This window comes from Candidatus Leptovillus gracilis (assembly GCA_016716065.1).
Lineage (GTDB): Bacteria > Chloroflexota > Anaerolineae > Promineifilales > Promineifilaceae > Leptovillus > Leptovillus gracilis.
Genome location: JADJXA010000010.1, coordinates 1 through 25441, shown reverse-complemented (window position 1 = coordinate 25441; position 25441 = coordinate 1). Strand labels below are relative to the sequence as shown.

Annotated in this window: 21 protein-coding genes; 5 read left to right on the top strand and 16 right to left on the bottom strand. The window is 60.0% G+C overall.

The window, feature by feature from the left end:
• Positions 1-381 precede the first annotated feature (381 nt).
• From IPM39_20495 to IPM39_20485, 3 genes are read left to right on the top strand one after another with little or no spacing between them, the layout of a single operon-like run.
• Entirely contained in the window at positions 382-810 is a 429-nt protein-coding gene (locus IPM39_20495) for a 6-carboxytetrahydropterin synthase (GenBank protein ID MBK8988414.1), read from the top strand.
• 13 nt (positions 811-823) lie between these two features.
• Positions 824-1951 carry a glycosyltransferase family 4 protein gene (locus tag IPM39_20490; protein MBK8988413.1) on the top strand — a complete coding sequence of 376 codons (1128 nt, stop codon included), beginning with the start codon at positions 824-826 and terminating at the stop codon, positions 1949-1951.
• A 15-nt stretch (positions 1952-1966) separates the two neighbouring features.
• A complete protein-coding gene (locus IPM39_20485) occupies positions 1967-2860 on the top strand; it encodes a class I SAM-dependent methyltransferase (GenBank protein ID MBK8988412.1) in 894 nt (297 codons plus the stop codon).
• Between the two features lie 109 nt (positions 2861-2969).
• On the opposite strand, the gene IPM39_20480 is transcribed toward IPM39_20485, so the two are convergent.
• The 5 genes from IPM39_20480 to IPM39_20460 form a co-directional block, all read right to left on the bottom strand.
• Positions 2970-3416, bottom strand: coding sequence for a rhomboid family intramembrane serine protease (locus IPM39_20480; protein ID MBK8988411.1), 447 nt, complete (start codon positions 3414-3416; stop codon positions 2970-2972).
• Positions 3331-3597: a hypothetical protein gene (locus IPM39_20475; GenBank protein MBK8988410.1), complete on the bottom strand. Its 267-nt coding sequence runs from the start codon at positions 3595-3597 to the stop codon at positions 3331-3333. The genes IPM39_20480 and IPM39_20475 overlap by 86 nt, the downstream gene beginning before the upstream one ends.
• The gene (locus IPM39_20470) at positions 3576-3812 is read right to left on the bottom strand and encodes a hypothetical protein (protein MBK8988409.1); all 237 of its coding nucleotides are present in this window, start codon (positions 3810-3812) and stop codon (positions 3576-3578) included. Before IPM39_20470 ends, IPM39_20475 begins: the two co-directional genes overlap by 22 nt.
• Positions 3813-4426: 614 nt before the next feature.
• On the bottom strand, positions 4427-4876 hold the full coding sequence (locus tag IPM39_20465) for a hypothetical protein (protein MBK8988408.1): 450 nt from the start codon (positions 4874-4876) through the stop codon (positions 4427-4429).
• 747 nt (positions 4877-5623) lie between these two features.
• Complete coding sequence (locus IPM39_20460) at positions 5624-6922, bottom strand: cellulase family glycosylhydrolase (protein MBK8988407.1); 1299 nt, start codon at positions 6920-6922, stop codon at positions 5624-5626.
• Between the two features lie 170 nt (positions 6923-7092).
• On the opposite strand from IPM39_20460, the gene IPM39_20455 reads away from it, so the two are divergent.
• Positions 7093-7776: a YigZ family protein gene (locus tag IPM39_20455; protein MBK8988406.1), complete on the top strand. Its 684-nt coding sequence runs from the start codon at positions 7093-7095 to the stop codon at positions 7774-7776.
• Positions 7777-8211: 435 nt separating this feature from the next.
• On the opposite strand, the gene IPM39_20450 is transcribed toward IPM39_20455, so the two are convergent.
• The 3 genes from IPM39_20450 to metH all read right to left on the bottom strand — a co-directional run bounded on the left by IPM39_20450 (position 8212) and on the right by metH (position 13973).
• A complete protein-coding gene (locus tag IPM39_20450) occupies positions 8212-8868 on the bottom strand; it encodes a lysoplasmalogenase (GenBank protein MBK8988405.1) in 657 nt (218 codons plus the stop codon).
• A 21-nt stretch (positions 8869-8889) separates the two neighbouring features.
• A complete protein-coding gene (locus tag IPM39_20445; GenBank protein MBK8988404.1) occupies positions 8890-9495 on the bottom strand; it encodes a hypothetical protein in 606 nt (201 codons plus the stop codon).
• Positions 9496-10274: 779 nt separating this feature from the next.
• A complete protein-coding gene (metH, locus tag IPM39_20440; GenBank protein MBK8988403.1) occupies positions 10275-13973 on the bottom strand; it encodes a methionine synthase in 3699 nt (1232 codons plus the stop codon).
• 348 nt (positions 13974-14321) lie between these two features.
• Here metH and IPM39_20435 point away from each other — a divergent pair, with 348 nt between their 5' ends.
• Positions 14322-15431 (top strand): calcium/sodium antiporter, encoded by a 1110-nt coding sequence (locus tag IPM39_20435; GenBank protein MBK8988402.1) that lies wholly within the window; start codon positions 14322-14324, stop codon positions 15429-15431.
• A 4-nt stretch (positions 15432-15435) separates the two neighbouring features.
• Here the strand turns inward: IPM39_20435 and IPM39_20430 are convergent, their stop codons facing one another.
• The 8 genes from IPM39_20430 to IPM39_20395 form a co-directional block, all read right to left on the bottom strand.
• A complete protein-coding gene (locus tag IPM39_20430) occupies positions 15436-16362 on the bottom strand; it encodes a hypothetical protein (GenBank protein ID MBK8988401.1) in 927 nt (308 codons plus the stop codon).
• Positions 16281-18575: a hypothetical protein gene (locus IPM39_20425; protein ID MBK8988400.1), complete on the bottom strand. Its 2295-nt coding sequence runs from the start codon at positions 18573-18575 to the stop codon at positions 16281-16283. Before IPM39_20425 ends, IPM39_20430 begins: the two co-directional genes overlap by 82 nt.
• Positions 18576-18650: 75 nt before the next feature.
• The gene (locus IPM39_20420; protein ID MBK8988399.1) at positions 18651-19325 is read right to left on the bottom strand and encodes a hypothetical protein; all 675 of its coding nucleotides are present in this window, start codon (positions 19323-19325) and stop codon (positions 18651-18653) included.
• A complete protein-coding gene (locus IPM39_20415; protein ID MBK8988398.1) occupies positions 19264-20343 on the bottom strand; it encodes a hypothetical protein in 1080 nt (359 codons plus the stop codon). The genes IPM39_20420 and IPM39_20415 overlap by 62 nt, the downstream gene beginning before the upstream one ends.
• A 27-nt stretch (positions 20344-20370) precedes the next feature.
• Positions 20371-22041 (bottom strand): hypothetical protein, encoded by a 1671-nt coding sequence (locus tag IPM39_20410; GenBank protein ID MBK8988397.1) that lies wholly within the window; start codon positions 22039-22041, stop codon positions 20371-20373.
• Between the two features lie 57 nt (positions 22042-22098).
• On the bottom strand, positions 22099-22515 hold the full coding sequence (locus tag IPM39_20405) for a hypothetical protein (protein MBK8988396.1): 417 nt from the start codon (positions 22513-22515) through the stop codon (positions 22099-22101).
• Positions 22512-23906: a hypothetical protein gene (locus IPM39_20400; protein MBK8988395.1), complete on the bottom strand. Its 1395-nt coding sequence runs from the start codon at positions 23904-23906 to the stop codon at positions 22512-22514. The genes IPM39_20405 and IPM39_20400 overlap by 4 nt, the downstream gene beginning before the upstream one ends.
• On the bottom strand, positions 23896-25441 hold a 1546-nt coding region (locus IPM39_20395), incomplete at its 5' end, for a YfhO family protein (GenBank protein MBK8988394.1). The genes IPM39_20400 and IPM39_20395, both read right to left, overlap by 11 nt.

Below are 25441 nucleotides of genomic sequence, written 5' to 3'. Positions count from 1 at the left end.
TCGGACAAGTTGAACGTCTGAAATCGGGAAGCTATTTTTAGATGATTTCAAATTCCAAGATTTTATGTCCCAGTACTTATGATGTATTAGGCAATGTTATTAGAGCAAGGGCAATTGCTGTTCGCGGCACATTTACTTCTTGTTCGGCCTCGCTAGCGCGCAAACGCCTCGGCTGCACCACAACGCCGATTGAAACCGACTAAAGACGTGCCAATGCTGAGTAAACGACGCATTGTTTAGCAACCAAGCGATTTTGGTGCCGGGCGTAATAGGATGTAGACCAAATATGCAATTGCCCTGAACCCGCCACTCGCCACCCGCCCCATTTCCTGATACAAATAAGCAGCTTATGATCAACCACTTATCTTCAAGCGAGGCATGATGTACACTGTAGCTGTTAAACGAAACTTTGTGGCGCAACACTTTTTAATCGGTGGCGACTGGGGCGCGGAAAATCAGTGGCATTCGCACCCTTACCAGGTAGAAGTGCAGTTGTCCGGCAGCACCCTGGACCAACACGGCTACCTGGTAGACATTATAGACATTGAGACCAATTTGGACGCCCTGGTGGCTTATTTTCGGGACAAAACGCTGAACGATCTGCCGGAATTTACCGGCCTCAACCCCAGTATCGAGCATTTCTCACGCATTTTTTGCCAGGCGATGGCCGGCCGCATTCAGGCCCCCAACCTGAACCGCATCACCACCAAAATCTGGGAAACAGATATTGCCTGGGCAAGCTGGGAACAAAACCTGACGATTGGTCCTGAGCTTGCCGAAGGATTGGTCCTGAGCTTGCCGAAGGATTGACGATGATTGACCCATGCGCATAGGACTTTTGATTTACGGCCGTCTCGAAACCCTCTCTGGTGGTTATTTGTATGACCGCCAGTTGGTGGAACTGCTGCAGCGGCACGGCGACGAGGTAGAGATCATCTCGCTGAAACCGTCCAGTTACGGCCGTCACCTCATCCACAACCTCGACGGCGCCCTCTTCAGCCACCTGCGCGACACCCCCTACGACCTGCTGCTGCAAGATGAATTGAACCACCCGTCCTTATTTTGGCTAAATTGGCAGTTACGGCCGTTCATCCATTACCCCATCGTCAGCATCGTCCACCACCTGCGCAGCGACGAGCGCCATTCTCCCTGGCTGCTGCCCGCCTATCGCGCCATCGAACAGCGCTACCTCGCCAGCGTAGACGCCGTCATCGCCAACAGCCGCACCACGCTGCACCGCGTGGAAGCCCTGCTGCCCGGTCAGCCCCCGGCGATGGCCCAACGCCCGGCGATGGTCGCCTATCCCGGCGGCGACCGCCTGCTGCCGGATGTCAGCCAGCATACCATCGTCTCCCGCGCGCAAAAGCCAGGCCCACTGCGCATCTTGTTCGTCGGCAACCTCATCCGGCGCAAAGGGCTGCACACCCTGCTGGCGGCGCTGACTTATTTGCCGCCGCGCAGTTGGCTGCTGGACATCGTTGGCGACCCGACGGTGGACCCAACTTACGTGCAGCGCCACGTCCGGCCGGCCATCCGCCAGTTGAACCAGGGGCAAATCACCCAACACGGCGCAGTGTCTAACTGGACATTGGCCGCCTTATACAACCAAAGCCACGTCCTGGTGCTGCCGTCGGAGTATGAAGGCTTTGGCATTGTCTACATCGAGGCGATGGGTTTTGGCCTGCCGGTGATTGGCTCCACGGCCGGCGCGGCCGACGAAATTGTCCAGCACGGCAAAAATGGCTTTCTGCTGCCGCCCAACAACGTCCTGGCGCTGGCAAAACAGCTCTTCCTGCTCAACGAAGATCGTCGCTTGCTGCTGCGGCTGGGATTGGCGGCGCAGAAACGGTACCAGACCCACCCCACCTGGGACGAAAGCATGACCTCCATCCGCCTCTTCCTGCAAGAAGTCGCCGCCCACAACCACGCCTTCCAACAAACCAACAAATAAATAGCCAACAGCCAATTGTCAACTATCAACTCCCAACTCCCAACTATCAACTCCCAACTCCCAACTCCCAACTTTCCCCGCTATCTGGCGGCCAAAAAGACGGTAGACGACCGGGCGCTGAACGGCCGTGTCTGGCAGCAATTAGCCCAGGCGGTGCTGGCGCTGGATGGCCCGCACATCTTAGAAGTCGGCGCGGGCATTGGCACGATGGTCGAGCGCTGGCAAGAGCGGGGATTGTGGCCGGTGGGCAGCTATACGGCCGTAGACGCCCAACCGGAAAACATACGCATCGCCGCAGAACGACTGGCGCCATTGGCCAAAGAAACACCGCTGACGTTAACGGCCGTAGACATCTTCGACTTCATCGCCCAACACAACGGCCGGCAAACCTGGGACGTGCTGCTGGCCCACGCCTTCCTGGACCTGGTAGACGCGCCCACAGCGCTGCCAGGTCTCTTTTCGCTGCTGCGCCCTGGGGGATTGTTTTACTTCACGCTCAATTTTGATGGGGCGACCATTTTGCAGCCGACCATAGATGCGGCTTTCGACGCCCATGTCGAGGCGCTCTATCATCGCACGATGGATGAACGGCTGGTCAACGGCCGTCCCTCCGGCGACAGCCAGACCGGCCGCCACCTCTTCCACCATCTGCGCCGCGCCGGGGCGCAAATCCTGGCCGCCGGCAGTTCTGATTGGGTCGTCTACGGTGGGCCGCAAGGCTACCCGGCCGACGAAGCCTACTTCCTACACTTCATCGTCCACACCCTACACGAAGCCCTGCGCGGCCACCCCCAACTGGACCAGGATACCTTCAACGCCTGGATCACCCACCGCCACGCCCAAATCGAATCCGGCGAACTGATTTACATCGCCCACCAGCTAGACTTCTTAGGGCAACTCCCTGTCTAACCCCTCTCCTCTCTCCCCTATCCCCAATAAAACAACACCGCCGCCGCCAGAATCCCGCTGATAAACCCCCAAAAATGGCCCACCACCGAAGTACCCCTGCGTTGATCTCTCAGCGTAGCCAGAATGCTCTGCCAAAAACGACGAATGTTAAAATGGCGATCAGGCTTTGCCAACTGCTGTGCAGCGCCATGCCATAAGCCACCACAAAGCTAAAATAGCCGGTCACAAACCCGCTCGCGCCCAAGTGCGACTCGCCCTTGTCGCTGTACCACCAGATACCCACGCCCTGCACCAGCAAAATCACAACCGAGGCCAGCAAGAACGCCTGAAAACTCGGCGTGATGATGACGGCCAACGCAGCCAACAAAAGGACGCCGGACAGGTTGCCCCACAGGTGCTGCGAATCTTTGTGCAGCAGCGGATAGGCCACAAACTGCGCCGGGCGCGGCGCGCCTGGCTTCAGGCTATAGTCAGCGTTCAGGCGGTTTTTGTAGATGGTTTGGTTGAGGGCAAACGTGATGACGAGCAGCAAAAAGAGAACGGCCGTTACCCCCAACGGCCGTTCCCATATTCGCCAAAAAGGGATAATCCGGCGTGGCCTGGGCCAGCCAGCCTGCCAACATATCGCTGCGAAAAGACCGCAGCCCCAGCCAGATCAACACCACTGCCAGCAGCAAGACGTTGGCCGCCCGTTGCAGCCAGCTCAGAATTTGTCTTAATCTGTTTTCTCCAGCCATAACAGCACAACAAGGGCAAGTTCAATGGCCTTTGTCAGCAGCCCTATCACGCCCCACACCTCCGGCCAATTAAAGACGAAGTAGAGGATGATGGTAACGGCCGTAAACCCCAACAGCGCCCAACGAATCAACGCCCGCTGCCCGGCCAACTGCGGCAAAAAATACAAACCGGCCAACAGCGCCAGATAGCCCAGGCCATTCAAAATAAAAATCACGCCAAAAAAGCCATCTCCCAGGCTGCCAATCCCCAAAAAAGAGATGGATCAACGCCGTGAGAATGGTCAGAATGATAATACCAAGCTGCTTAGAAGTAAATCTGGACATCGCGGTTTCCTCCAAATCAGAGTACATACAAACAGAGCGGATAAACAGGCAGGCGGCGCATCGAGGTGACATGAGGGGAAAGTCGTAGAGATGCCAGGTACATGAACACGCCTTATATCACCAAAGGATACATAGCAAGCGTGCTTTTTGTCAAAATTAACTTAACTTTACTTTCCGGTAACTGCTTGCCCCAAAAGGGCAAAACGAACAATCCAAAGCCCAGCTTTGGCTCAAAGAACTTTAACAATGTGGGCGAAAATAGCGCCAAATACCGTTTCAGGGAGCCGTTTGGCGTCGTTTCCCTTCGCCGATGGGCTAGAATTCCCTTGGGCAAATGGGCCGTAACCGACTGCTTTTCTCGAAGTCGGTCAGCAAAAAGGGTATTCATTAGGAAAAACTGCCCTGGCTAACACGCGCCGCAACCGTCCTGAGGTGCGCTTTCGGCTGCCTGTCCCAAAATCCGGTAGGCATCGCCGGCAGCACCGCAGCCAGGTAGGTCAGGATGTTAGCCACCAACAACGCCAACTCTGGCAGCCGGAGAACTGAGACGGGGGGCAAAAACAGATTGACGATGTAATCCCAACATTTGCTTGGCGACCAGTGGCGGTTGCTCAACGGGCCAGCGGTCAAGGTAGAGAAGAAAGACCGTCTCTGCCGAGGCCGCCAGGTTTGTGCCCAGAACCATTGGCTTCTTATACAAAGGGTCGGAAAAGGTCCAAATGGTGAAGGTTTGCGTCGCATCGGCCACTTTCTGGTCAGCACGCACCAGCTCTTGCCAGCCTTGAACTTGAATGGTGCGTCCTTGAAATTGAAATTGCGTGCTGACATCCGGCGACGTCGCTGCTATCAGGTGTTCGAGTCGTTCCCGCGGCAACGGACGCACTTTTTTCACCGTGTTGAGCCGGTCGGCCGCGATCCTTAGCCGGCGGCAGATAGTTGCGTCGCCCGGTTGCATTCACCGCCTGGCGAATGACATACCGGGCAATGTTGGCTGTCTGCACGTCGGCCAATCCCACACCAGCATCATGAATCCAAACTTCCTTCTCGTCCAGATAGGTGCTTGCCTGGCGCAAAATATCCGCCTTGAGGTCGGCTTCGCTCATCTCTGACCGCTTGACCCGAATTATCCGCTTGAGCAAAGGAACCCGTTGTCCATCCACTTGCCCCACCTGCGTGATGACCCCGTAGCCGACGCCTTTGACGGCCCGATTCGCTAGACGATAAAAGAACTTGCCGGCCCAACCCTGGAGTTTAGGTCGCCAAAAAGCTGTGATGTCCACGGCCAATGGTCGGTAGCCATCATATTCACGGGGCTGCCAACGCCCTTCACGCAGGACGATCGCGCGCCAACGCCCCGATCAGTTCGCTGATGGACCAAACGCCATAGCGCAGCGCTGACCAACTCCGCCTGACCTGGCCTGGCGTGGAAACCGGATTCAACCAATGCGCCGTGAACAGCACCTCGGCTTCTGAGAAAGGACCCATTGAGCATGACCCACATTAAATGTAAAAGAGCCAGGTTCGTGCCCACAGGCAGAATTTGTACGATTTCTTCCAGAACTTGTATAGTTCGGATGATGGCGATTGACATATGTCCTCCTTGCAGTTTGTGTTTTTGCTACCTGCAATTATGAACAAGTTGGTCGCCATCAGCACCTATGACTTACCGGAAAGTAAAGACTTAAATCGCTCTGAGGCCCGTCTACTGCGCGGCGTGTTGCAGCGCCCGATAAGCCGGACGCGACTCACCCGTCCGATTCAGCAAGCTGTAACCTGATTCAGAAAATTCCGACCCCAGCAGTGGGCCAAAATTCAGGTTCCATAGGACCATTGGACCAACCCGCGCCCATGCCTGCCCCATCTCGAAGGCGCGCAAAATGTACTCCGCCTGCTGCCATTCGCTGACGTAGGCCATAAACTCGGCTCCGGCGGGTGGCGCGGCCGGCGTTCCCGCCTCGTCGAAGAAACCTTCAAAGCTGCCCCAACCAAATTCCGTCACCCACAACCAATCGGTCACGCCAAATTCATCCAGCAAGGCGAGATAATCGGTGATGGTGTCCTTGAAGAAGAAGCTGGGATGGTTGTTGTGCGAGGGCACGGCCGTTTCTCCATCCGTCACGCTGCTGTCCGGCGGGTTGGCCCAGCCGTAAGGATGCACACCAATGCCGTCTACCACGTCGGCCACGCCCGTGGCTAACATTTGCCGCAAGAATACCCGGTCGTCAACGGCCGTTACGCCATCATTAATGCCTGTCGTCGCCGGCGCGCCGCTGATCAGCAGCGCCGCCGGGTCGCCGGCCCGCGTCCCGGCGGCCCCAGCGCGCAGCAAGGCCACCAGGTCGGCGGCGTTTAGCGGCGTGCCGTTCCACTCGCGCTGCAAATTGGCCTCGTTCCACAGTTCATAAGCCGCCACCCGCCCCCGGTAGCGCTGCGCCAAAAACTGCATGAACGCCTGAAAATGGGCAGCATCCAGCGGCGGGCCGTCTAATTCTGTCGTCGGGCGGCTCCATTCCGGCGCTTTGGCGACGTTGAGCAGCACGGCGATGTCGTTGGCCTCGGCCGCCGCCACCAGCGCGTCCAGTTCCGCCAGCAAAAAGTCGTCGTAGCGGTCGGGCGCGGGTTGATACAGCTTCCAGGAGACCTGCACCTTCACCCAACCGACGCCCAGGGTTTGCAGATGGCTCATCACGGCCGTTAAATCTTCGCGGTGTAGGTGGATTTGCACGCCCATGTCGGTGCGGTTCAGCGGCGCGCCGGTGTAGATGGGATAAGCCGGCGTGGCAGTGGGCGATGGCGTTAGCGTGGGCGCAGGCATTGGCGATGAGATTGGCGATGAGATTGGCGTGGGCGGCACGGCCGTCGCCCTGGGCGTCAGTGTCGGCAAAGGCAGAATGGCAATAGATGGCGGCGGCGGGGGAACGGCCGTCGCCGTCGCCACCTCATCCATCTGTCGGCATCCGGTCAACAGCAGCAAAATCAGCAAAATCGTTAATGTTCGCATGAACCCCATTCTAACAGCCATCCACCAGATCAGGCAGAGACCCACACAAGAGTTAACAAAAAATCTCCCCGTATAGGCGCAAAGCTCACAATCGGACATTTTTATCACTGCGTCACCTTGTCACTCTCTGACAGTTGGCCTGTCCAGGCAACGGCCGTTACAATAGCCACATGAGCAGCCGTTATCCCATCCCCGCCGCCGAAACCCGCGCCGAAATCGAAGTGAAAAACTCCCGCTTCATCGCCAGCGCGGCGCCGGTTTTCAACGTAGACCAGGCCAAGACCTTCATCAAACGTATCAAAGAAGAGTTCGCCGATGCCAGCCATAATGTGCCCGCTTACCAGATTGGCTTTGGCACGGCCGTTACCGCCCACTGCAACGACGACGGCGAACCCTCCGGCACAGCCGGGCGGCCCATACTGGCCGTCATTCAGGGCAGCGGCCTGGGCGATCTGGCGGTGGTGGTGACGCGCTATTTTGGCGGGACCAAACTGGGCACGGGTGGCCTGGTACGCGCCTATGGCGATGCCGCCAAAGCTGTGCTGGCCGCGCTGCCCCTGGCCGAAAAAGTGCCCACCCACACGGTGATGTTGGCCTTGCCCTACCCAATGCTGGAGCGAATTCGCCTGTTGGCGGCGGCGCATGACGGCCGTATCCTCGAAGAAGAATTTGCCGCCGACATCACCCTCACCGCCCAATTCACCGTCACCCAATTCCCCGCCTTCCAGACCGCCTTGCAAGAGATGACCCACGGCGCACTATCGGCCGAAATTGTGGACACCAATCCTGAAACCATCATGCCCCTGGGCGCTTTTCCCACCTCTGGCAGGTCCGCACAGAGCCGCACGTCGTAGGTAAGTCGTAGATTAACTAAGCCAGAAGGCCTATTGACGGCTCCCCTTTAAACCGTGTATGATGGCCTCAGGTTAACCTACCATTTACAAATTTTCATTAATAGTCAGAAAGGAGGCGCGTATAGAAGTGATCGAAGGCAACACCAACTGGCTAACCATAACGGCCTCAAATAAGGTCCAGCAGATTCTTTTGAACCTCTGACCAACACAAATCCGGTGTAGACGGTAGCGTTGAGTTAGCCGTTAGCAAATTGAAAATGTGGTAATTGTTTAGAGTTTGCGTAACAACTGTTCAGAATTGTTGAGCTTAACAAAGTTTTTAGTGAAGGTAAGAATCGAGGTTTAAATATCGAGATTTAGAAACTTGTAAGTAGAAACTTTTAGAGAAGAATTCTGTGAATAAAAAAGGCCCGGTGTACACCGGGCCTTTTCATTTTATGTCAGGGCCAGGTAGCCGCCCACCGACAGGGCGATGAGCCATTGGGCCAGCCAGTAAGTACTCAGCACAATCACCCGCGCACTGCGAAACTTCGCCCGAAAACGGTCCAGCGCCAGCGCCGAATCCGACACCACAAACAAAACCGCGCCAACGGCCGCCAGCAGCACCCCAGTCGTTGGCTGCACCGACCAGCGGCCCAATGCCTGCCAGGCCATGGTCAAAATGGTGATCATGTACACAATGACCGGCAGGCGCATTCTGCCCAGGTGGGCGTGGAGACGGCCGTATACCACCGCGCCATAGACCAACAGCGGCAGCAGCCACCAGACCGAAAACTGGAACCCGGCATCGGTGACAAAGGCGACAATGTATAGGATGTGCCCAAGCAAAAAGCTCGCCAACCCGGCGATGAAGTAGCGCGCCGGCAGCATCAGGAACACATCGCCGCCCAGGCAAAAGACCAACCCGGCAATCACCAGGCCCTTGTACAGCGGCGTGGCTGCGCCGGTTCCCAACAAGGCAATGAAGATAATCAGGGTGGTGGTGAGCGGTTTAAAGAAATAGACCTGGGTGCGCGTGGCTTTGTATTCGCCGGCTGTGGCGAGTACGGCAGTTACCACCGCCGCTGCCGTCAAAACAAGAATTGCTGTCATGCTCTCCCCTCCATCAATCACTCATTCATTCATCTGAAACAAGCTGCCCATCGCCAGCACAAACGCATCCCGCGCCGCCAACTCCTCGGCTGAAAAATGGGTGGTAAGCAGGTAGTCTTTGTACGTTTGCGGGTCCTGGTCGGCGGGCACAACCCAGCTTTGCAGCGGCGTGCAGGCAATTTCCTGGTTTTGGTCCGGCACAAACTGCTCGTTCACCACCAACCCCGTGCCCTTCACAGCCAGCGGCCAGGTGGCGTCTACCACCATCTCCCCTGTGGGCAGGTCCAGGATGAGGTAGTTGTGAACATCTACAAAACGGCCGTGCCCCATTTCCAGCGACGGCCGTAACGCTGGCGGCGCGTCGGCTAAATCAATCTCGGTAACGGCCGTGCAAGCCATCAGCCGCGACGCAATGCCCAACTCCGCCAACAGCGCCTTGAGCACATAATGTTTGCCAGAACACGTGCCCCGCCATTCCTGAATGATGGCCTCTGGCTGGCGCGAACTGGCGCGAATGTAGGGCATGTCGCGTACCAGGTGGAAAGCGGTGGCCGCGTCTATGACGGCCGTTTCCGCCAACAACCCTCGCCGAACAGCCTCCGCCCGCAAAACATCAAGCAGTTTCATCTTCATACTGTTGCGTATATGGCAAGAAGACCTTATCTTGACCAAGACATCAGCGCCATTGCCCTGTTTAAGCTCAGGCGAACGGATTGTAAACTGGTACCATAGCAATCTCAGCAAAATCATCTACGTTGGGCATGGTTCATTCCAGGCGATATGTGCTTTACAAATTTGGCAAGAAAGCGCGTCATGCTGAGAGCCTGTGCTGAGCGAAGCCGAAGCATCCCCCGAAGCATCCCGCTACTCTGGTGGGAATGGGATGCTTCCCCGTTCGACGTTGCTCAGGGCCGAAGACTCCGTTCAGCATGACAATGCAGCGTAAATTTGTAAAGAAGATGTTTCGCTCGATGAACCATGCCAAATATTGAAAGATTGCCTGACAATCCCATCCATCATCGGAATGGCTTGAGCCGGTACTGATCGTTGAAGTAGTAGAGCAAGATATTTGTATCAATCAAATACGTGGGTCCCATTCATCCCTCAATATCTGCGACTCATCATCAACTTCCTGGACAGTCAGATCCAAACGCAGCGCGCCGCGATACTGCGTGGCGTTCCCTTCAAGCTCAACCTCTTATTCGACACCCGTCAAAACAATGACTTCAACTAAGTGATCATCTAGAAATTACATGGCCAGATTGGACCAATCTCCAAGATTGGTCCAATCTAAAAAACGGGAAGTTATTCTTAGACGATTACTAACTGCGAACGCAGATACGTCGGTAACTCTATAATAATCTTGCCATCTTTTGGCGTTTGAACAAACCTTAATGCTTGCATCGTCACTCCATAGGCTCATAACCCAGGTTCGGCGCCAACCAGCGCTCCGCTTCCTGCAGCGTCATCCCTTTCCGTTCAGCATAATCAGCCACCTGGTCTCTGTCAATGCGGCCCAGGCCGAAGTAACGCGCTTGGGGGTGGGCGAAGTAATAGCCGCTCACGGCCGCCGACGGCCGCATCGCAAAATTCTCCGTCAGGCTCATCGCCACATTGCCCGGCGCGTCCAGCACGCGGAACAATTCGCCCTTTTCCGTGTGATCGGGGCAAGACGGATAGCCTGGCGCCGGCCGAATTCCCTGATACGCCTCATTGATCAACTCCTCGTTGCTTAAATTCTCGTCGGGCGCATAGCCCCATAATTCGCGGCGCACACGGCCGTGCATCTGTTCCGCCAGCGCCTCCGCCAGCCGGTCGGCCAGCGCCTTCAGCATGATGGCGCGGTAATCGTCGTGGGCGGCTTCAAACTGGCGCACTTTCTCATCCACGCCCAACCCGGCCGTCACCGCAAAAAAGCCCAGGTAATCATCCAGCCCTGTCTCTTGTGGCGTAATAAAATCAGCCAACGCCAGATTCGGCCGGCCCGGCGGCCGTTCCATCTGCTGCCGCAGCGTATGCACTACCGTCAACATGTCTCCGCGTCTCTGCGCCTCTGCGTTAAAAACAACAATATCATCCCCCACGCTGTGCGCCGGGAACAAGCCCACCACCGCCCGCGCTGTCAACCACTTCTCCTGGATGATGCAGTCCAACATCGCCAGGGCATCCTCGTACAACTGCGTCGCCGTCTCTCCGATGACCGGATCCACCAAAATGCGCGGGAATTTGCCCGCCAACTCCCAGGCGGTGAAGAAAGGGGTCCAGTCCATGTATGCACGCAGCCCGGCCAGGTCTACGTCGTCAAACACGTGCACGCCGGTGAAGGTGGGCGCGGGCGGGCAATAACTGCCCCAATCGGCCTGGAATTTGTTGGCGCGGGCTTCGGCCAACGGCCGTAATCGCTGCTTATCCCGTCGGCTGCCATGTTTTTCCCGCAGGCTGGCATACTCCGCTTTGACCTCATGGATCAAATCGTCGCTGTCGCCCAGCAGGTGGGTGGCTACACCGACGGCGCGTGAGGCGTCTACCACGTGGATAACCGGGCCGCGTGTGTAGTTGGGTTCAATTTTAACCGCCGTATGAATCTTAGAAGTCGTCGCCCCGCCAATCAACAGGGGCAGGGTGAACCCCTGCCGCTCCATCTCTGCGGCCACGTGGCGCATCTCTTCCAGCGACGGGGTGATCAAGCCGCTCAGACCGATGATGTCCACCTTTTCCTCACGGGCGGTCTGCAAAATGCGCTCCGCCGGGACCATTACCCCCAGGTCTATCACATCGTAGCCGTTGCATTGCAGCACCACGCCAACGATGTTCTTGCCGATGTCGTGGACGTCGCCCTTCACCGTCGCCATGAGAATTTTGCCGTTGGCCTGGTCGGCCAGCCCCATCTCTTCCTTTTCGGCTTCCAAGTAGGGGACCAGGTGGGCGACCGCCTTTTTCATGACGCGGGCGCTTTTTACCACCTGCGGCAGGAACATTTTGCCCGCGCCAAACAGGTCGCCGACCCGGTTCATGCCTTCCATCAGCGGCCCTTCGATGACATGTAACGGCCGTGCCGCCGCCATTCTTGCCGCCTCCGTATCTTCCACAATATAAGCGTCAATCCCCTTCACCAGGGCATAAGACAGCCGTTCGTTCACCGGCATCTCGCGCCAACTCAAATCTTCTCGTCGCTCCTTGCCGCCGCCGCGGACCTTCTCCGCCAGACCCACCAGGTTCTCTGTAGCGTCCGGGCGGCGGTTGAACAGCACATCCTCAATCGCCGTCAGCAGCGGGCCGGGAATTTCTTCGTAGATGGCAAGCTGCCCGGCATTGACAATGCCCATATCCATACCCGCCTGAATGGCGTGGTACAGGAAGGCGGCGTGCATCGCCTCGCGCACGGCGTCGTTGCCGCGGAAGGAGAAGGAGAGGTTGCTCACCCCGCCGCTGATCAGGGCGTGGGGCAGATTGGCCTTTATCCAATGCGCCGCCTCGATGTAGGCCATCGCGTACTCGTTGTGTTCTTCGATACCGGTGGCGATGGCAAAAATGTTGGGGTCGAAGATGATGTCTGCGGGTGGGAAGCCGACTTCTTCGGTGAGAATGCGGTAAGCGCGGGCGCAAATTTGCGTCTTGCGCTCGAAGGTGTCCGCCTGCCCCTGCTCGTCGAAGGCCATCACCACCACCGCCGCGCCGTAGCGCCGCGCCAGCTTCGCATGGCGGATAAATTCCGCCTCGCCTTCCTTCATGCTGATGGAGTTGACGATGGATTTGCCCTGGACACACTTCAACCCCGCCTCAATCACCGACCATTTGGACGAGTCAATCATCAGCGGCACGCGGGCGATGTCTGGCTCCGCGGCGATGAGATTGAGGAAGCGGGTCATCGCCACTTCGGAATCCAACATGCCCTCGTCCATGTTCACGTCAATGATTTGCGCGCCGTTTTCCACCTGTTCGCGGGCGACGCTGAGGGCTTCGTCGTACTTGTTTTCCAGGATGAGGCGGGCGAATTTGCGCGAGCCGGTGACGTTGGTCCGTTCGCCGACGTTGACAAAATTCATCTCCGGCGTCAGGACAAAGGGGTCCATGCCGCTCAGGCGCAGGCGCGGTTCGATGGTCGGAATCGGGCGCGGCGGCAAGCCTTCGACAGCTTTGGCGAAGGCGCGGATGTAGGTCGGTGTGGTGCCGCAGCAGCCACCGATGATGTTGAGGTAGCCTTCTTCGGCCAGTTCGCGCAGTACGGGAACCATGTCGTCCACTTCTTCGCTGAAGCCGCCGAAGCCGTCGGGCAGCCCGGCGTTGGGGTAGAGGCTGACATAGGTGTCGGCCAGGTTGGCGATGGTGGTGATATACGGCCGTAACGTCGCCGGCCCAAACGAGCAGTTCATGCCCACAATCAACGGCCGTGCATGGCTGATGGCGTACCAAAACGCTTCCATCGTCTGCCCGGACAGCGTGCGGCCGCTGGCGTCGGTGATTGTGCCGGAAATCATGAGGGGCAGTTCTTTACCCGTCTCTTCAAAGAGCGTTTGAATGCCAAACACGGCCGCTTTGGCATTCAGCGTATCAAATATGGTTTCGATGAGCAGCACGTCGGCGCCGCCATCCATCAGGCCCCGTGCCGCCTCGGCGTAAGCCGCGGCCACTTGGTCGAAGGTGACAGCGCGGAAGGCGGGGTCGGATACGTCGGGCGAGAGGGAGAGCATTTTGTTGGCCGGGCCGAGGGAGCCCAAGACAAATTTCGGATTTCGGATTTCGGATTTCGGATTGAAGGCGGCGATGGCTTCGCGGGCCAGGCGGGCGGCGTGGTAGTTCATCTCGTAGACGAGATGTTCCATGTGGTATTCGGCCTGGGAAACGGCCGTGCCGTTGAACGTATTGGTAGTAATCAGGTCCGCGCCCGCTTCCAGGTAGGCGGTATGCACCGCTTTGATGATCTCCGGCTGGGTCAGGTTGAGGACTTCATGGTTGCCTTTGATGTCGTAGGGGAAGTCGGCGAAGCGTTCCATGCGGTAGCCAGCTTCGTCGAGCTGGTAGGTTTGCAGCAGGGAGCCGGTGGCCCCATCGGTGACGAGAATGCGTTGTTGTAGTTGTTGCTTAAGCAGTTCGGTTCGGTTCATAGTTCATACCTGTATTCGATCAGCCTCAGGTTCAGGGCAATCCCTGCCTGGGTTTTGCTTGATTATACTCCGAAGTGCGCCCAGATAGTTTACTCTGACAGCAATTGCAGCAATTGCTCAGTTGGTTCTACCTTGGTGATCAACTAGAAATTACATGGCCCAGATTGGACCAATCTCCATGATTGGTCCAATCTCACAAGTTAAAAACAGATGAACCCTTAGCGAAAAACAAGCAAATGTGGCCTGAGGCGGAGGAAGCCGGTATAAACGCAGCGGTGTGCTGGCGCGCTTGGGTAATTATCAGCGCCCAGCACCGAAAACGGCCGTTCCTGGAGACAAAAACAGACGATGACATTAGAAATAGCGCTATCCCTTATCGCCGGTTTGGTTTTATTAGTTGTTGGCGCAGAAGGCCTGGTGCGCGGCGCATCGCGCATGGCCGCCGCCCTGGGCATTTCGCCGCTAATCATTGGCCTGACAGTGGTCGCCTTCGGCACCAGTTCGCCAGAGTTAGCCATCAGCCTGCAATCCGCCTTCCAGGGACAGGCGGATATTGCCATCGGCAATGTGGTTGGCAGCAATATTTTTAACATCCTGGTCATTTTAGGACTGTCGGCGCTCATCACCCCTTTGATTGTAGACCAGCAGCTCATCCGACTAGACGCGCCGCTGCTTCTTGGCGTGTCGCTGCTGTTCTGGTGGATGGCCGCCGATGGGTTGGTCGGCCGTTGGGAGGGCGGGCTGTTGTTCGCCGGGCTGCTGGTTTACATCGTCTTTCTCGTCCGCAAAAGCCGCCGCGAGACAAAGGCGGTGCAAGATGAGTACGCCGAGGAATACAGCGCTGGCATTGAAGGCTGGCAGGGTTGGGCGATTAATTTGGGTTTGGTGGCGTTGGGGCTGATCCTGCTAGTGTTTGGCTCGCGTTTGTTGGTAAATGGCGCTGTTTCTCTGGCGCGCATCTTCGGACTGAGCGAATTGATTATTGGGCTGACGATCATCGCCGCCGGAACGTCTTTGCCGGAGGTGGCGACATCTGTTTTGGCGGCGCTGCGGCAGGAAAAAGACATTGCTGTTGGCAACGCCATTGGCAGCAGCTTGTTTAATATTATGGCGGTGCTGGCCCTGACGGGCCTGATTACGCCCAGCGGCATCTCGGTGGCCCCGGCAGTCATCCGCTTCGATATCCCGGTGATGGTTGCCGTGACCATAGCAACGCTGCCGATTTTCTTCACCGGCAATCTGATCGCCCGTTGGGAAGGGGCTGTTTTTCTGGCTTATTACATCGCCTACACTCTGTATCTGGTGCTGGCGGCGACGCAGCACGACGCGCTGCCCAATTTCAGCGCTGTCATGTTGGAATTTGTCGTGCCCCTGACGGCGCTGACGTTAGGTATTTTGGTGGTGCGGGAATGGCGGCTGCGGCATAAAACAAAAGGGCAGGTAACAGGCGAGGCGTAACGCCTTACCCATCGGGCAAGGCAATTTCCACAAAATCGGCCGCTGCCACCGGCAGCCGTTCCCCTGTCTCTGGGTCATACAGCCCTAGGCGCAAACGCAGCCGACCGTCTGGCAGCGCATCCGGCAGCATCAATGTGTATTCATCCACCACAATCTCGCCCGGCAGCCAGCCCGTTGTCGGGCGGCCCCAATTTGCCGGTTCGCCGTCCGATTGGGCAACGATCTGCCCCGCCGCATCCACCAGATGCACAAAAACACGGTAACTGGTTGTCATCTCCCGTTCAGCGCGCCAGACCAGAATGGGAGATAGAGAGAGGGGGTGAGCGGGAGACGGGGAGAAGCTAACGCCTAGCAGGGTGGCGAGGTCGCTGAAGGTGGCGTTCACGGCCGTATCCACCGCCACCGGCGTAAAACTGCGTTCTGGGGCAGCCACGCGCAGGTCGCCCAGCGCCACATCCTGGTCGCCCCACAACAACCGCCAGGTGTAGTCGCCGCTGTCTAACCCGGGCGGCAAACGCAAGATGGTCTCGCTGCGCAGCCGGTCGCCGGGCTGCCATTGGGCCAATGGATAATCGGCGGCGATGGTCACAAATTGGCGGAGAACGGCCGTGCCATCTTCCCCCACCAATTGCAGTTCAAATTCGTTGGTCGCCACACCAGCCGCCGCCTGCCACACGGCCGTCACCCGTGCCACGTCGCCCGGCGCGGCTTCACGCCGGTCCAGGCGCGTGCCGAGGAGGCGGAGATTTTGCGAGACGGCCGTTTCCGCCGCCGCCATCATCCCCTCTTCCAATTGCCGCGCCCCGCTGCCCGGCCGCGTCAGCGCAAAACCGCCTAATTCATGGGCGGCTACCGTCTGCCCGGTATCGCTGCGCACCAGTCCCACCAGGAAGGTATAAGCTCCCGGCGGCGCGCCATCGGCCAATTCCACCACAAACGGGTCCAGCCGATAGCTGTCCGGCGGCCGGGATCGGCGCCGACAAAACGCCAGTCGGCCGGGCGATGCACCCCCGCCTGCCATTGACGGCCGTTCTCATCCAACACCTGCACGCCCACGTCGTAGGGCACGCCAATGGCGCGCTGCGCCTGCCAGTACAGCGTCAGTTCGATGGTCTCGTCGGCGGCGATGGCTGCCGCCGACTGCGCAAAGCTCAACAGGCGCAGCTCCCCGGCAAAATCCAACGGCGTGATAGTCGGTTGGCCCCACACCCCGTCCGGCAGCAGCGTTGACCGGCGCAGCGGCGTGTCCACAACCGTGAAAAAAAGCCAGACGAGAACGGCCGTTAACCCCAGGAGGAATTGCGGATTGCGGATTGCGCATTGCGGAAGGTCTACTCCGCAATCCGCAATCCGCAATCCGCAATAAGCCATTCCCAGGCAGGCGGCCAGCGCCAGCCCACTAATCACCCAGCCGGCGGTGCGCGCCGGGGTGGTTCCAAAGGCCAGGCGCAGCGCATGGTCGCCGGCTGGGACGGCGGCGGTGATCAGGCCATGCGGCGTGGATGGGGTGATGGGCAGCGGCGCGCCATCCAGCCAGGCCCGCCAGCCGGGAAAATAAAACTGGTTGTAGGTGATGGTTAACGGCCGTGCGGCCGTCACCTGATACACCGCGTCAATTGGGTTGGCGCTTTGCAGCGTCCAGGTCAGGCCGGCGGTGGGCTGCAAACGATCCGGGTTGTCCTGGGCGATGAGGGCGCTTTGGGCCGGTTCCTGCGGCGGCAGTTCGGCGGCCCATTGCGGCAAAAATTCGCCCAACGTCGTCGTGCCGATCAGCAGCGGCGGCAGTTCTTCGCTCAACGCCAATGCCAAATCCACTCGCTCCGGCATCGCCTGCCGCGGCGGGTACAACCAGGGGATGCTGGCGGTGATGATGAGGATGGTGAGGAGGAAGAGGAAGAAATTGTCAATGGTTAATAGCCAATTGCCAATGGTTAACCGTTGACCATTGACCATTGACCATTGACAATTGACAATTTCCCCGGCTGCCACGCCGGCCAGTATCGCCGTCGCCAGCGAGGCCATGCTGAGCAGCCGCCAGGGGTAAAATGTCAGGCGCAGCAGGGGGAAGTTGTCCCAGACGAACTGGGAACTGGGGGTGATGAGCCAGACGCAAAGCAGCAGAACGGCCGTCCACGTCACCACAATCTCGCGCTGTGGCCGGGCTGTTTTGCGCCAGCGCCAGGCCAAAAACAGCGCCGCCCACAGCAGCCCCACTACCGGCAGCGCCCGCACCACCGGCGGATTCACCAGCGCCGGGTCGGCCGGGATGCGCGGCCAGCGCAGCATATCGGCCAGCGACAGGAAGTTGCTCTGGTAGGCGTATCCCTGGCTGATGCTGCGATCGGCCTGCACCAGGCCCACTTCGGCAAAGGCAGGCAGCCAGAAGAAGGCCACCAGCAGCCCGCCCAACCCAATGCCCACCACCGGCCCGACAAGTGATGCCCAGAAACGGCCGTCCCGCCGCGCAAACCACGCCTTTAGCAGCAGCCACAACCCAATCGGGATGAGAATCTGGTACACCACCGGATGGCTGAGAAAGGTCGCGGCAAAGAGAACGGCCGTTGCCAACACCCAAAACGGCGATTTCGGATTTCGGATTTCGGATTTCGGATTTCGGATTCGCGGAGCGGCTTCTAATCCGCACTCCGCACTTTTCCAGATTGCCAGCACCAGCCAGGGCAGCAGCGCCAACGCCTGCGTTTCTGGCGCAGAGCCGCGCACGTGGGCGTCGTAGAGCAGGTAGGGACTGTAGGTGTACACCAACGCCAGCGCCCAGCCGGCCGCCCGACTGCGCAGCGCCACCCGCCCTAACAGGTAACTGCCCACTGCCGCCCCAAAGAAATGCAGGTAAGTCACGACCCGATAGGCCGTCAGCAGCGGCAGGCCAACATCGCTCAGCGTAGATGTGACGGCGTGGAACAGCGACGGGAAGAAGTTGAAGACCGGGTAGCCAAAGCTGTAAACCAGGTCCGGCGACCAGCGCGGCCACCAGCCGCCCCAATCTGCCGCCCGGTCAAAAAAGAAGGTGCGAAACAGATGCGCCGACAGGTCGTTGGTGCGCGGCACACCGGGCAAAAAGAAAGGCGACGCGGCCGGAATCGCCAGCAAAGCCAGGGCCAATAAAGTCAGAAGGCGTTGTTTCATCGCGCCTGATTGTACCGTCTTTTGGAGATTGGAGATTGGAGAATCACCATCTCCAATCTCCAATCTCCAGTTCCTCTATTCCCTGACCCGGTAGAGATGAACCTGAAGGGTGATGGCGTCTTGCCCATGAGCGGCCTGGGGTGTATCTCCGCGCAGCAGCGCCTCCTGAGCGGCAAAACCGAAGACGGGCACGGCCGTTACCGGCGAACTGACCACGTGTTCCACCAGCCCCCGCGCCAACAACGGCTCCATGATCGCCCAGCCGGTGTAACTTCCGGCCGGGCTGCCATCAATCGTCGCCACGTAGCGGATGTCTCGTTGGCGCAAATCGGCGATGAACGCATCCTGGTTGGCGGGCGTCGGTTCGGGGACGACTCCGGCGTCTAACAAGCCGTCGTCATAAGCGAGCGGGCTGTCTGGGGCCGCGTCGTAGTAAGTCCACAGCAGGGCGGGGTGGCTGAACAGATGCCAGCTATTAAGCAAATACACGCCTTCGCCCTGGGCCAGCGTATGCTCCTGAACAAACCGATACAACGAAGTGGTCTCTGGGGCGCTGGCGTAACCGGCGGCCAGGGTCTCATCGAACAAACGGAAGCGTTGGGCAACGGCCGTTATCCCCGCCACCAGCCACAACCCCATCACCGTCACCAACACCGTGCGCCGCCACCCCACCTGCCGCGCCAGCCATTCATCGGCCGCTGCTGCCCAACCGCCCGCCAGCACAAAAGCGACCGGCGCCACCGTGTACAAAAAGCGCGTCTCCTTCTGTGGCACTGTTACCAGCAGCAGCCAACTCACGAACAAATAAGCCAGCAGCGACCGCGCCCCGGAAATCGCGCCAGCGCCACAGGCCATAAAGCAGCCCGGCGACCAGCAGCAAAGCCACCGGCCAGCCCGCGCTGTACTGCGTTAGCAAACTGCGCGGGTAAAACAGCCAACTTGCCGGTTCCCCAATGGTCAATGCGCCCTGCTGCGCGCCGCTAAACGCCACAAACCGCGCCCAATGTCCCGGCCAGGCAAACCACAGCAGCGCCACCAGCGCCGCCGGCCCACCCAACCACAGCCAGCGCCGCCGCCATTCCCCTAACCGCCCGGCGCGGTCCGCCAGCCAGAGGGTGATGAGTTCATTCAGGATGATGCCGCCCGCCAGGAACAGGCCGAAGTTGTATTTGGTCAGCAAAGCGGCCGCGACGGCCAGGCTGGTGAGCGCGGCGTAACGATGGGTGTGGGGCGCTTGCGGTGGATGGCTACGGCCGTAAACCCACAGCGCCAACAACGTCACCAGCAGCCCGGCCCCCTCCAGGTAAGCCAGCGCCGCGTAAGCCCACAAGGGCAGCGCCAGCAGCGTCAGCGCCCCGGCGACCAGACCGGCTAACCAGGGGGAACGGCCGTTCCGCGCCAGATCACGTCCCAAGCCAAAAGCCACCAGCGCCGCCAGCGCCAGATACACCGCGCTCATCGTCCGCGCCGTGGTGATGCCCGGCGCAAGCAGCCAGGCCGGAACCATCAGCCAGGAATGGAAAAACGGGTACGCCGCCAGTTGGTCCTGATTCAGCGTATGGCGCAAGAACGCGCCCAGGTCGCCCTGCTGCAAATCGTAGGCCAGTTGGCGCACCGGCAGCAGATGCACCGCCTCGTCAAAGTCGGGCGGCGTCTGGGTAAATTGGGCCATCGTCTGCCGGGCGCGCCCCACGCCCCACAGCCCACCCGCCGCCAGGAGCAGAAGACAGAGAAGGTTCAAATGGTTGGAAGTCAGTCGTTTTGTCATGGAATCTAACTCGTATTCCGATTCCGCTTACGGATCAATCACAACCTCTCTCAAGCGCTCCCCCGTCACCGGCTCGTACCAGCCCAGGCGGAGGGCATAGCTGCCCAGCGCGGCGTCCGGCGGCAGGGTGATGGATTGGAGGAGCAGGCGGTTGTTGGGGAGAACGGCCGTTGTCCCCGCAACCGGCAGCCGCTCGAACGTCGGCCAGGTATACCAGCCGAGCGCCAGGGTGTAGTCGCCGGGTGGCAAATCGGGCGGCAGGGGCAGGGCGTAGGTTTCGGTGATAGCGTCGCCGGGCCGCCATTGGGCCGTGGGCAGGCAGGGTTGTACGTCTAACTGCGCCAGCGGTGGGCCATTTTCCTGCCCGGCGGGGTAGAGGTGGACAAACAGGGTATGGTCGCCGGTCGGTTGGTCGGCGGCGTACCAGACGAGGGGGATGAGAACGGCCGTTTCCGTCACGCCGACCACCGGGCTGTTCACCAGTTGGATGGCCCCGAAGGTGATTTCGGATTGCGGATTTCGGAGGCGGGTACGGCCGTTGACGATTGACCATTGACCATTAAACCTCTCATACAACGTCTGTCCGGTGAGTGGGCTGACGACGGCGGCGGTGGTTTGGCCGGTGGGGAAGGCGGTTTGCAGCGCGGTCAGAGCGTCGGGGGCGGAGGGGGTGTGGATGAGGTAGGTGAACGTCCGTTCCCCATCCGCCGGGTAAACGAAACAGTCAGGCGGCAGGGGGCGCACGGCCGTATCGTGCAGCAGCCAATCCAACGTGGGGTGGCTCTCATCGATCTGGTTGGGGACCAGAAACACATCCCCTTCGGCCAATGCCGCCAGCGCCGCCTGGCCCGCCTGCCACTCGGCCACCTGAAAATCATCAAACAACTGGGGCAAAGCGGCCCAGTGGACGAAATAGTCGCGGATGGTGGTGGTCAGGCTAAACGCCAGCAAAACGAGGACGAGAAATTGTGGATTGCGGATTGAGGATTGCGGCACACCCTCGCCGCGACCCGCAATCCCCAATCCCCAATCCCAACTCAGCGCCGCAATGGCCGCCAGAGCGGGCAGCGCACCAAAGATGCGCGTGTAGGTCGGCGCGCCATCGGTGAGGATGACCGGCAGCAGCATGACGGAAGCCCAGGAGGCCAGGAGGATGGAAGACGGCCGTCGCCATGTCCAGACCAATCGCGCCAGGCCAACGCCAAACAGAATCGCCAGAAAAGGATCAAACACAGGGCGGCCAGGCAGGTTGTGGCGGGCGATCACGTCGCCAAAGCCGGGCAAGAACAGCCCAGCCAGCGTACGCCCCAGGTTGCGCAGCAGGGTCAGCGGCACGGAGGCGGCGCCCGGGCCGAGGGTGTTGTAGGTGGCTACGCCGACGCGCCCGGCGAAGGCGTCCCAGTGGGTAAAGGCGTAAAGGCCGAGCGGCAGGAAAACAAGAACGGCCGTGCCCGCCAGCAGTCCATACCAGCCCAGATAACGCCGCCATTCCCGCCGTCGGTGGACCAGGACGACGCCCCAATAGGCTGCCGACAGAGCAAAGGGAAAAAAACGCGCCGTGTCGAAGCTGTACAGCGACAGCCCTAACACAGCGCCACTCAGAGCAAACCAGCCTGCCCGCTGGCGCTGCAAGGCCAGCGCCAGACTCCAAAACACCAGCAGCCCGGCCAGCACGGGCAGGCTGGACTCAAACCCCATCCGGCTGAAATGGACAAACGGATAGGTGATGGCGAGGATGAGGGGGGAGAGGAGGAATTATGAATGGTGAATGGTGAATTGTGAATGGTGAAGTTCGGAAAACGGTTTACGGAAAACGGAATACGGTTTACGGCTGTCTAATTCAAAAACAGCGCTGTAGGCAAAGAAGGCGACGCCCACCGTTAAAGTGCTGACAACGGCGACGGCGTAGCGCAGGGAAAGGGGGTAGTCGCTGAGGGCGTTGGCCAGACGGGCCAGGTAGACGATGGCCGGATGCATCCCGCCAAAGCTGGCGGCGTAGTAGACAGGGTAAAGCCCCTGCGCAGCGCTGTCGCGGGCAGCGACGCTGCTCCACGCTTCGTCGAACCAGAGGCCGGGCGGTAGTTGGTCCAGCCGGTAGAAACGCAAAGCAGCGGTCAGAAGAAGGATTGTTGGCAGCGCCAGCCAGGTGTAGCGGGAGAGTGCGCGGTTCATGGGATGGTGATATTGGGAATGGTAACGGCCGTTGCCCCATCCGGCAGCGGCACACGCCCGCCGCCCACCGGATCATACAAACCGACGTTGATCTGGTAAACGCCGGGCGGCACGCTGCTCAAGTCCAGGGTGTGCGCGTCCAGAATGATTTCGTCGGGCAGCCAGCCGGTGGTGGGGCGCGTCCAGCCGGCCGGTTCACCATCTGATTGGGCCACGATTTGCCCGGCCTCGTCCACCAGATGGACGAAGACGCGGTAGCTGGTGGGTGTCTCTGTTTCGGCACGCCAGATGAGGGTGGGAGTTAGGGAGACCGGGAGACCGGGAGTGAAGTTAACGCCGAGCAGGGTGGTGAGGGTGTTGAATTGGGCGTTCAGGGGGATGTCCAGCGGCGGCGTGGTAAAAAGGCGGTCGGGAGCGGTGATGGTGAGCGCGCCCAGATCGGCGATGGGGGCGCGGCATTGATCGTCGCACAGGGTTAGCTGCCAGTGGTAGTCGCCGCTGGCTAAATCTACCGGCAGGCGGAAGCTGTGCTGCCCCCGCCAGACGTCGCCCGCCTGCCATTGGCCGGTGGGGAAGTCGGCGCGCACGGGCGGTAAATCGAGTTGGAAGGCGGCACGGCCGTCAGCGGCCAGCAGACTCAGGCGGGCCAGGTAATTGGCGTCGGGCGCGGCGTCGGCCTGCCAGATGAGGGTGAGCAGGAAGGGATCGCCGGGGGCGGCTGCGGCGCGGTCCAGACTGTAGCCGGTCAGACGCACATCACCCCAGGCGAAGTCGGCGTTGTACTGGGCGGTTGGCCGGGCCGCCTGGCGCGGTCGGGTGACTTGCACTGTGCCCAGGTCGAGAGTGAGACGGCCGTCGGTGGTCGGCGCGGTTGCCAGCGTCTCTTTGTCGAACAAAATGAGTTCAATGCGATAAGTTCCGGGCGGCGTGCCGGGCAGCGGCTCCAGCAAATGCTGCGATTCGGCGTATTGGTTCGCCGGCCAGGTCTGTGTCGGGCCGGCGGCACGGAAGACGCGGGGGGCAACGGCCGTTTTTTCGCTCCACAAATTGCCGTCTGGCCCAATCAGGCGCACGGTGTCGCGGTAGGCGCGGTCTACCTCGCCGCCGGCCTGCCAGGTGGCGGTGATGAGCAGGGCGTCGTCGGCGGCCAGGGTGCGGCTGGCGATCTGGTAGTCGCGCAGGATGAGGTTGTTGGTGAAGACGGCCGTTTCCGCCAGTCCGGCCAACCCCGAGCGGCGCAGTGGGGTTTCGGCGCGGGGGAGGAGGAGGTGGATGAGAGCGAAAAGGAAGAGGGCGAGGAAGAGAATTGTGAATTGTGAATTGTGAATTGTGAATTGTGAATTGTGAACGGGTTGCGGATTTCGGATTTCGGAATACGGCTTACGGAACACGGAATACGGAATACGGCTTACGGAATACGATGACGGCGAGTACGAACAGGCTGGCCCACGATGCCCCATTGGCGGCGGTGCGCAGGGGGGTGGAGCCGAAGTGGAGGGTGAGGGTGTGGTCGCCGGGGGGGATGGGGATGGAGATGAGGCCGGTTCCTGGGGTGGGGGTGATGGGGACGGCGCGGCCGTCCGGGACGGCCGCGCCGTCTAGTTCGGCGCGCCAGCCGGGGTAATCGAAAATGTTGGCCGTCAGGGTGAAGGGGGCGCTGGCGCGGATGGCCGCTTCCAGGCGGAGAGGAGCGCGGGTGGCGGATTGGAGAACGGCCGTGTCCGGCAGTGGCGCAAATGGTTCCGTAGCCGGTTGGTCGGGCATATATTCCACTGTGCGCGGCAGGTATTCCCCCTTCGCCGTCGTGCCGATGGTGGCGCTGTCGCGTTCAAATGCCTGCATATCGGCAATGGTCGGGTTTTCCAGGCCAGGGCAAAAGCGGGCGTCCAGCCAGGCCAGGTCGGCCAGGATGAGAGCCGCGGTGAAGAAGACCGGGAGAACGGGAGACAAGGAGACCGGGAGAAAAAATCTCCCCATCTCCCCATCTCCCTGTCTCCCCATCTCCCCGTCTCCCCGTCTCCCCAAAGCGTCCACACTTGCGCCGACCAACATCGCCAGCGTCAGGGCGGCCGGGCCGAGCAAGCGCCAGGGGAACTGCACGTATTCGATCAGCGGCAGGTTGGCCCAGAGGGGGTCGGACACGGCCGTCATCAGGAACACGTAGACGGCCGTTGCCAGGCCAAAAAAGACAACCTGGCGGCGCGGCTCTGGACGCAGCCGCCACCAGCCGATGGTGAGGGCCGGCAGCGCCAGCAGCAGCGGAACCAGCCCCAGCGCCCGCGCCGGCGACGGGTTCATCAGGTCCGGGTGGACGGTTTGCGGCGCGGCGAAAATCTCGCGCAGGGTGACGAAGTTGCCCCAATAGACAAACACCGGCGGAACCAGCAGCCGGTCGCTGTGGACCAATCCCCGTTCGGCGATGGCCGGCAGCCAGAAGAAGGCGGAGAGACCGAGACCGAGGAGGAGGGGGAGAAGAGAATTGCCAATGGTTAACAGCCAATGGTGAATTGTCAATTTTCGCCGTTGACCATTGACCATTGACCATTGACAATTGACAATTTCCCAGATTCCGTAAAGCGCCAGCAGCGGGCTGAAAATCAGGGCAAAGACGTTGTGGGTGAGGAGGATGGCGGCGTAGGTAACGGCCGTTAGCAGCAGCCAGCGTGGTTGGGGGGTGCGGACCCATCGGCCCATGCCCCAGAGCGCCAGGGGCAGCAGCGGCCAGGCCAGCGATTCGGCCAGGTTGCCACGAAAGTAAACATCGAAGGCGAAGTAGGGGGCGTACATAACGGCAACGGCCGTCACCAGTGCCGCCGGTTTGGAGAAATGGTCGCGGGCCAGCAGATAAGTCGTCAGGCCGGTGGCGTAGATGCCCAGCGCCAGCGCCAGCCGCATCCCCAGGTTGAGGTTGCCCACCAGCAGGCTC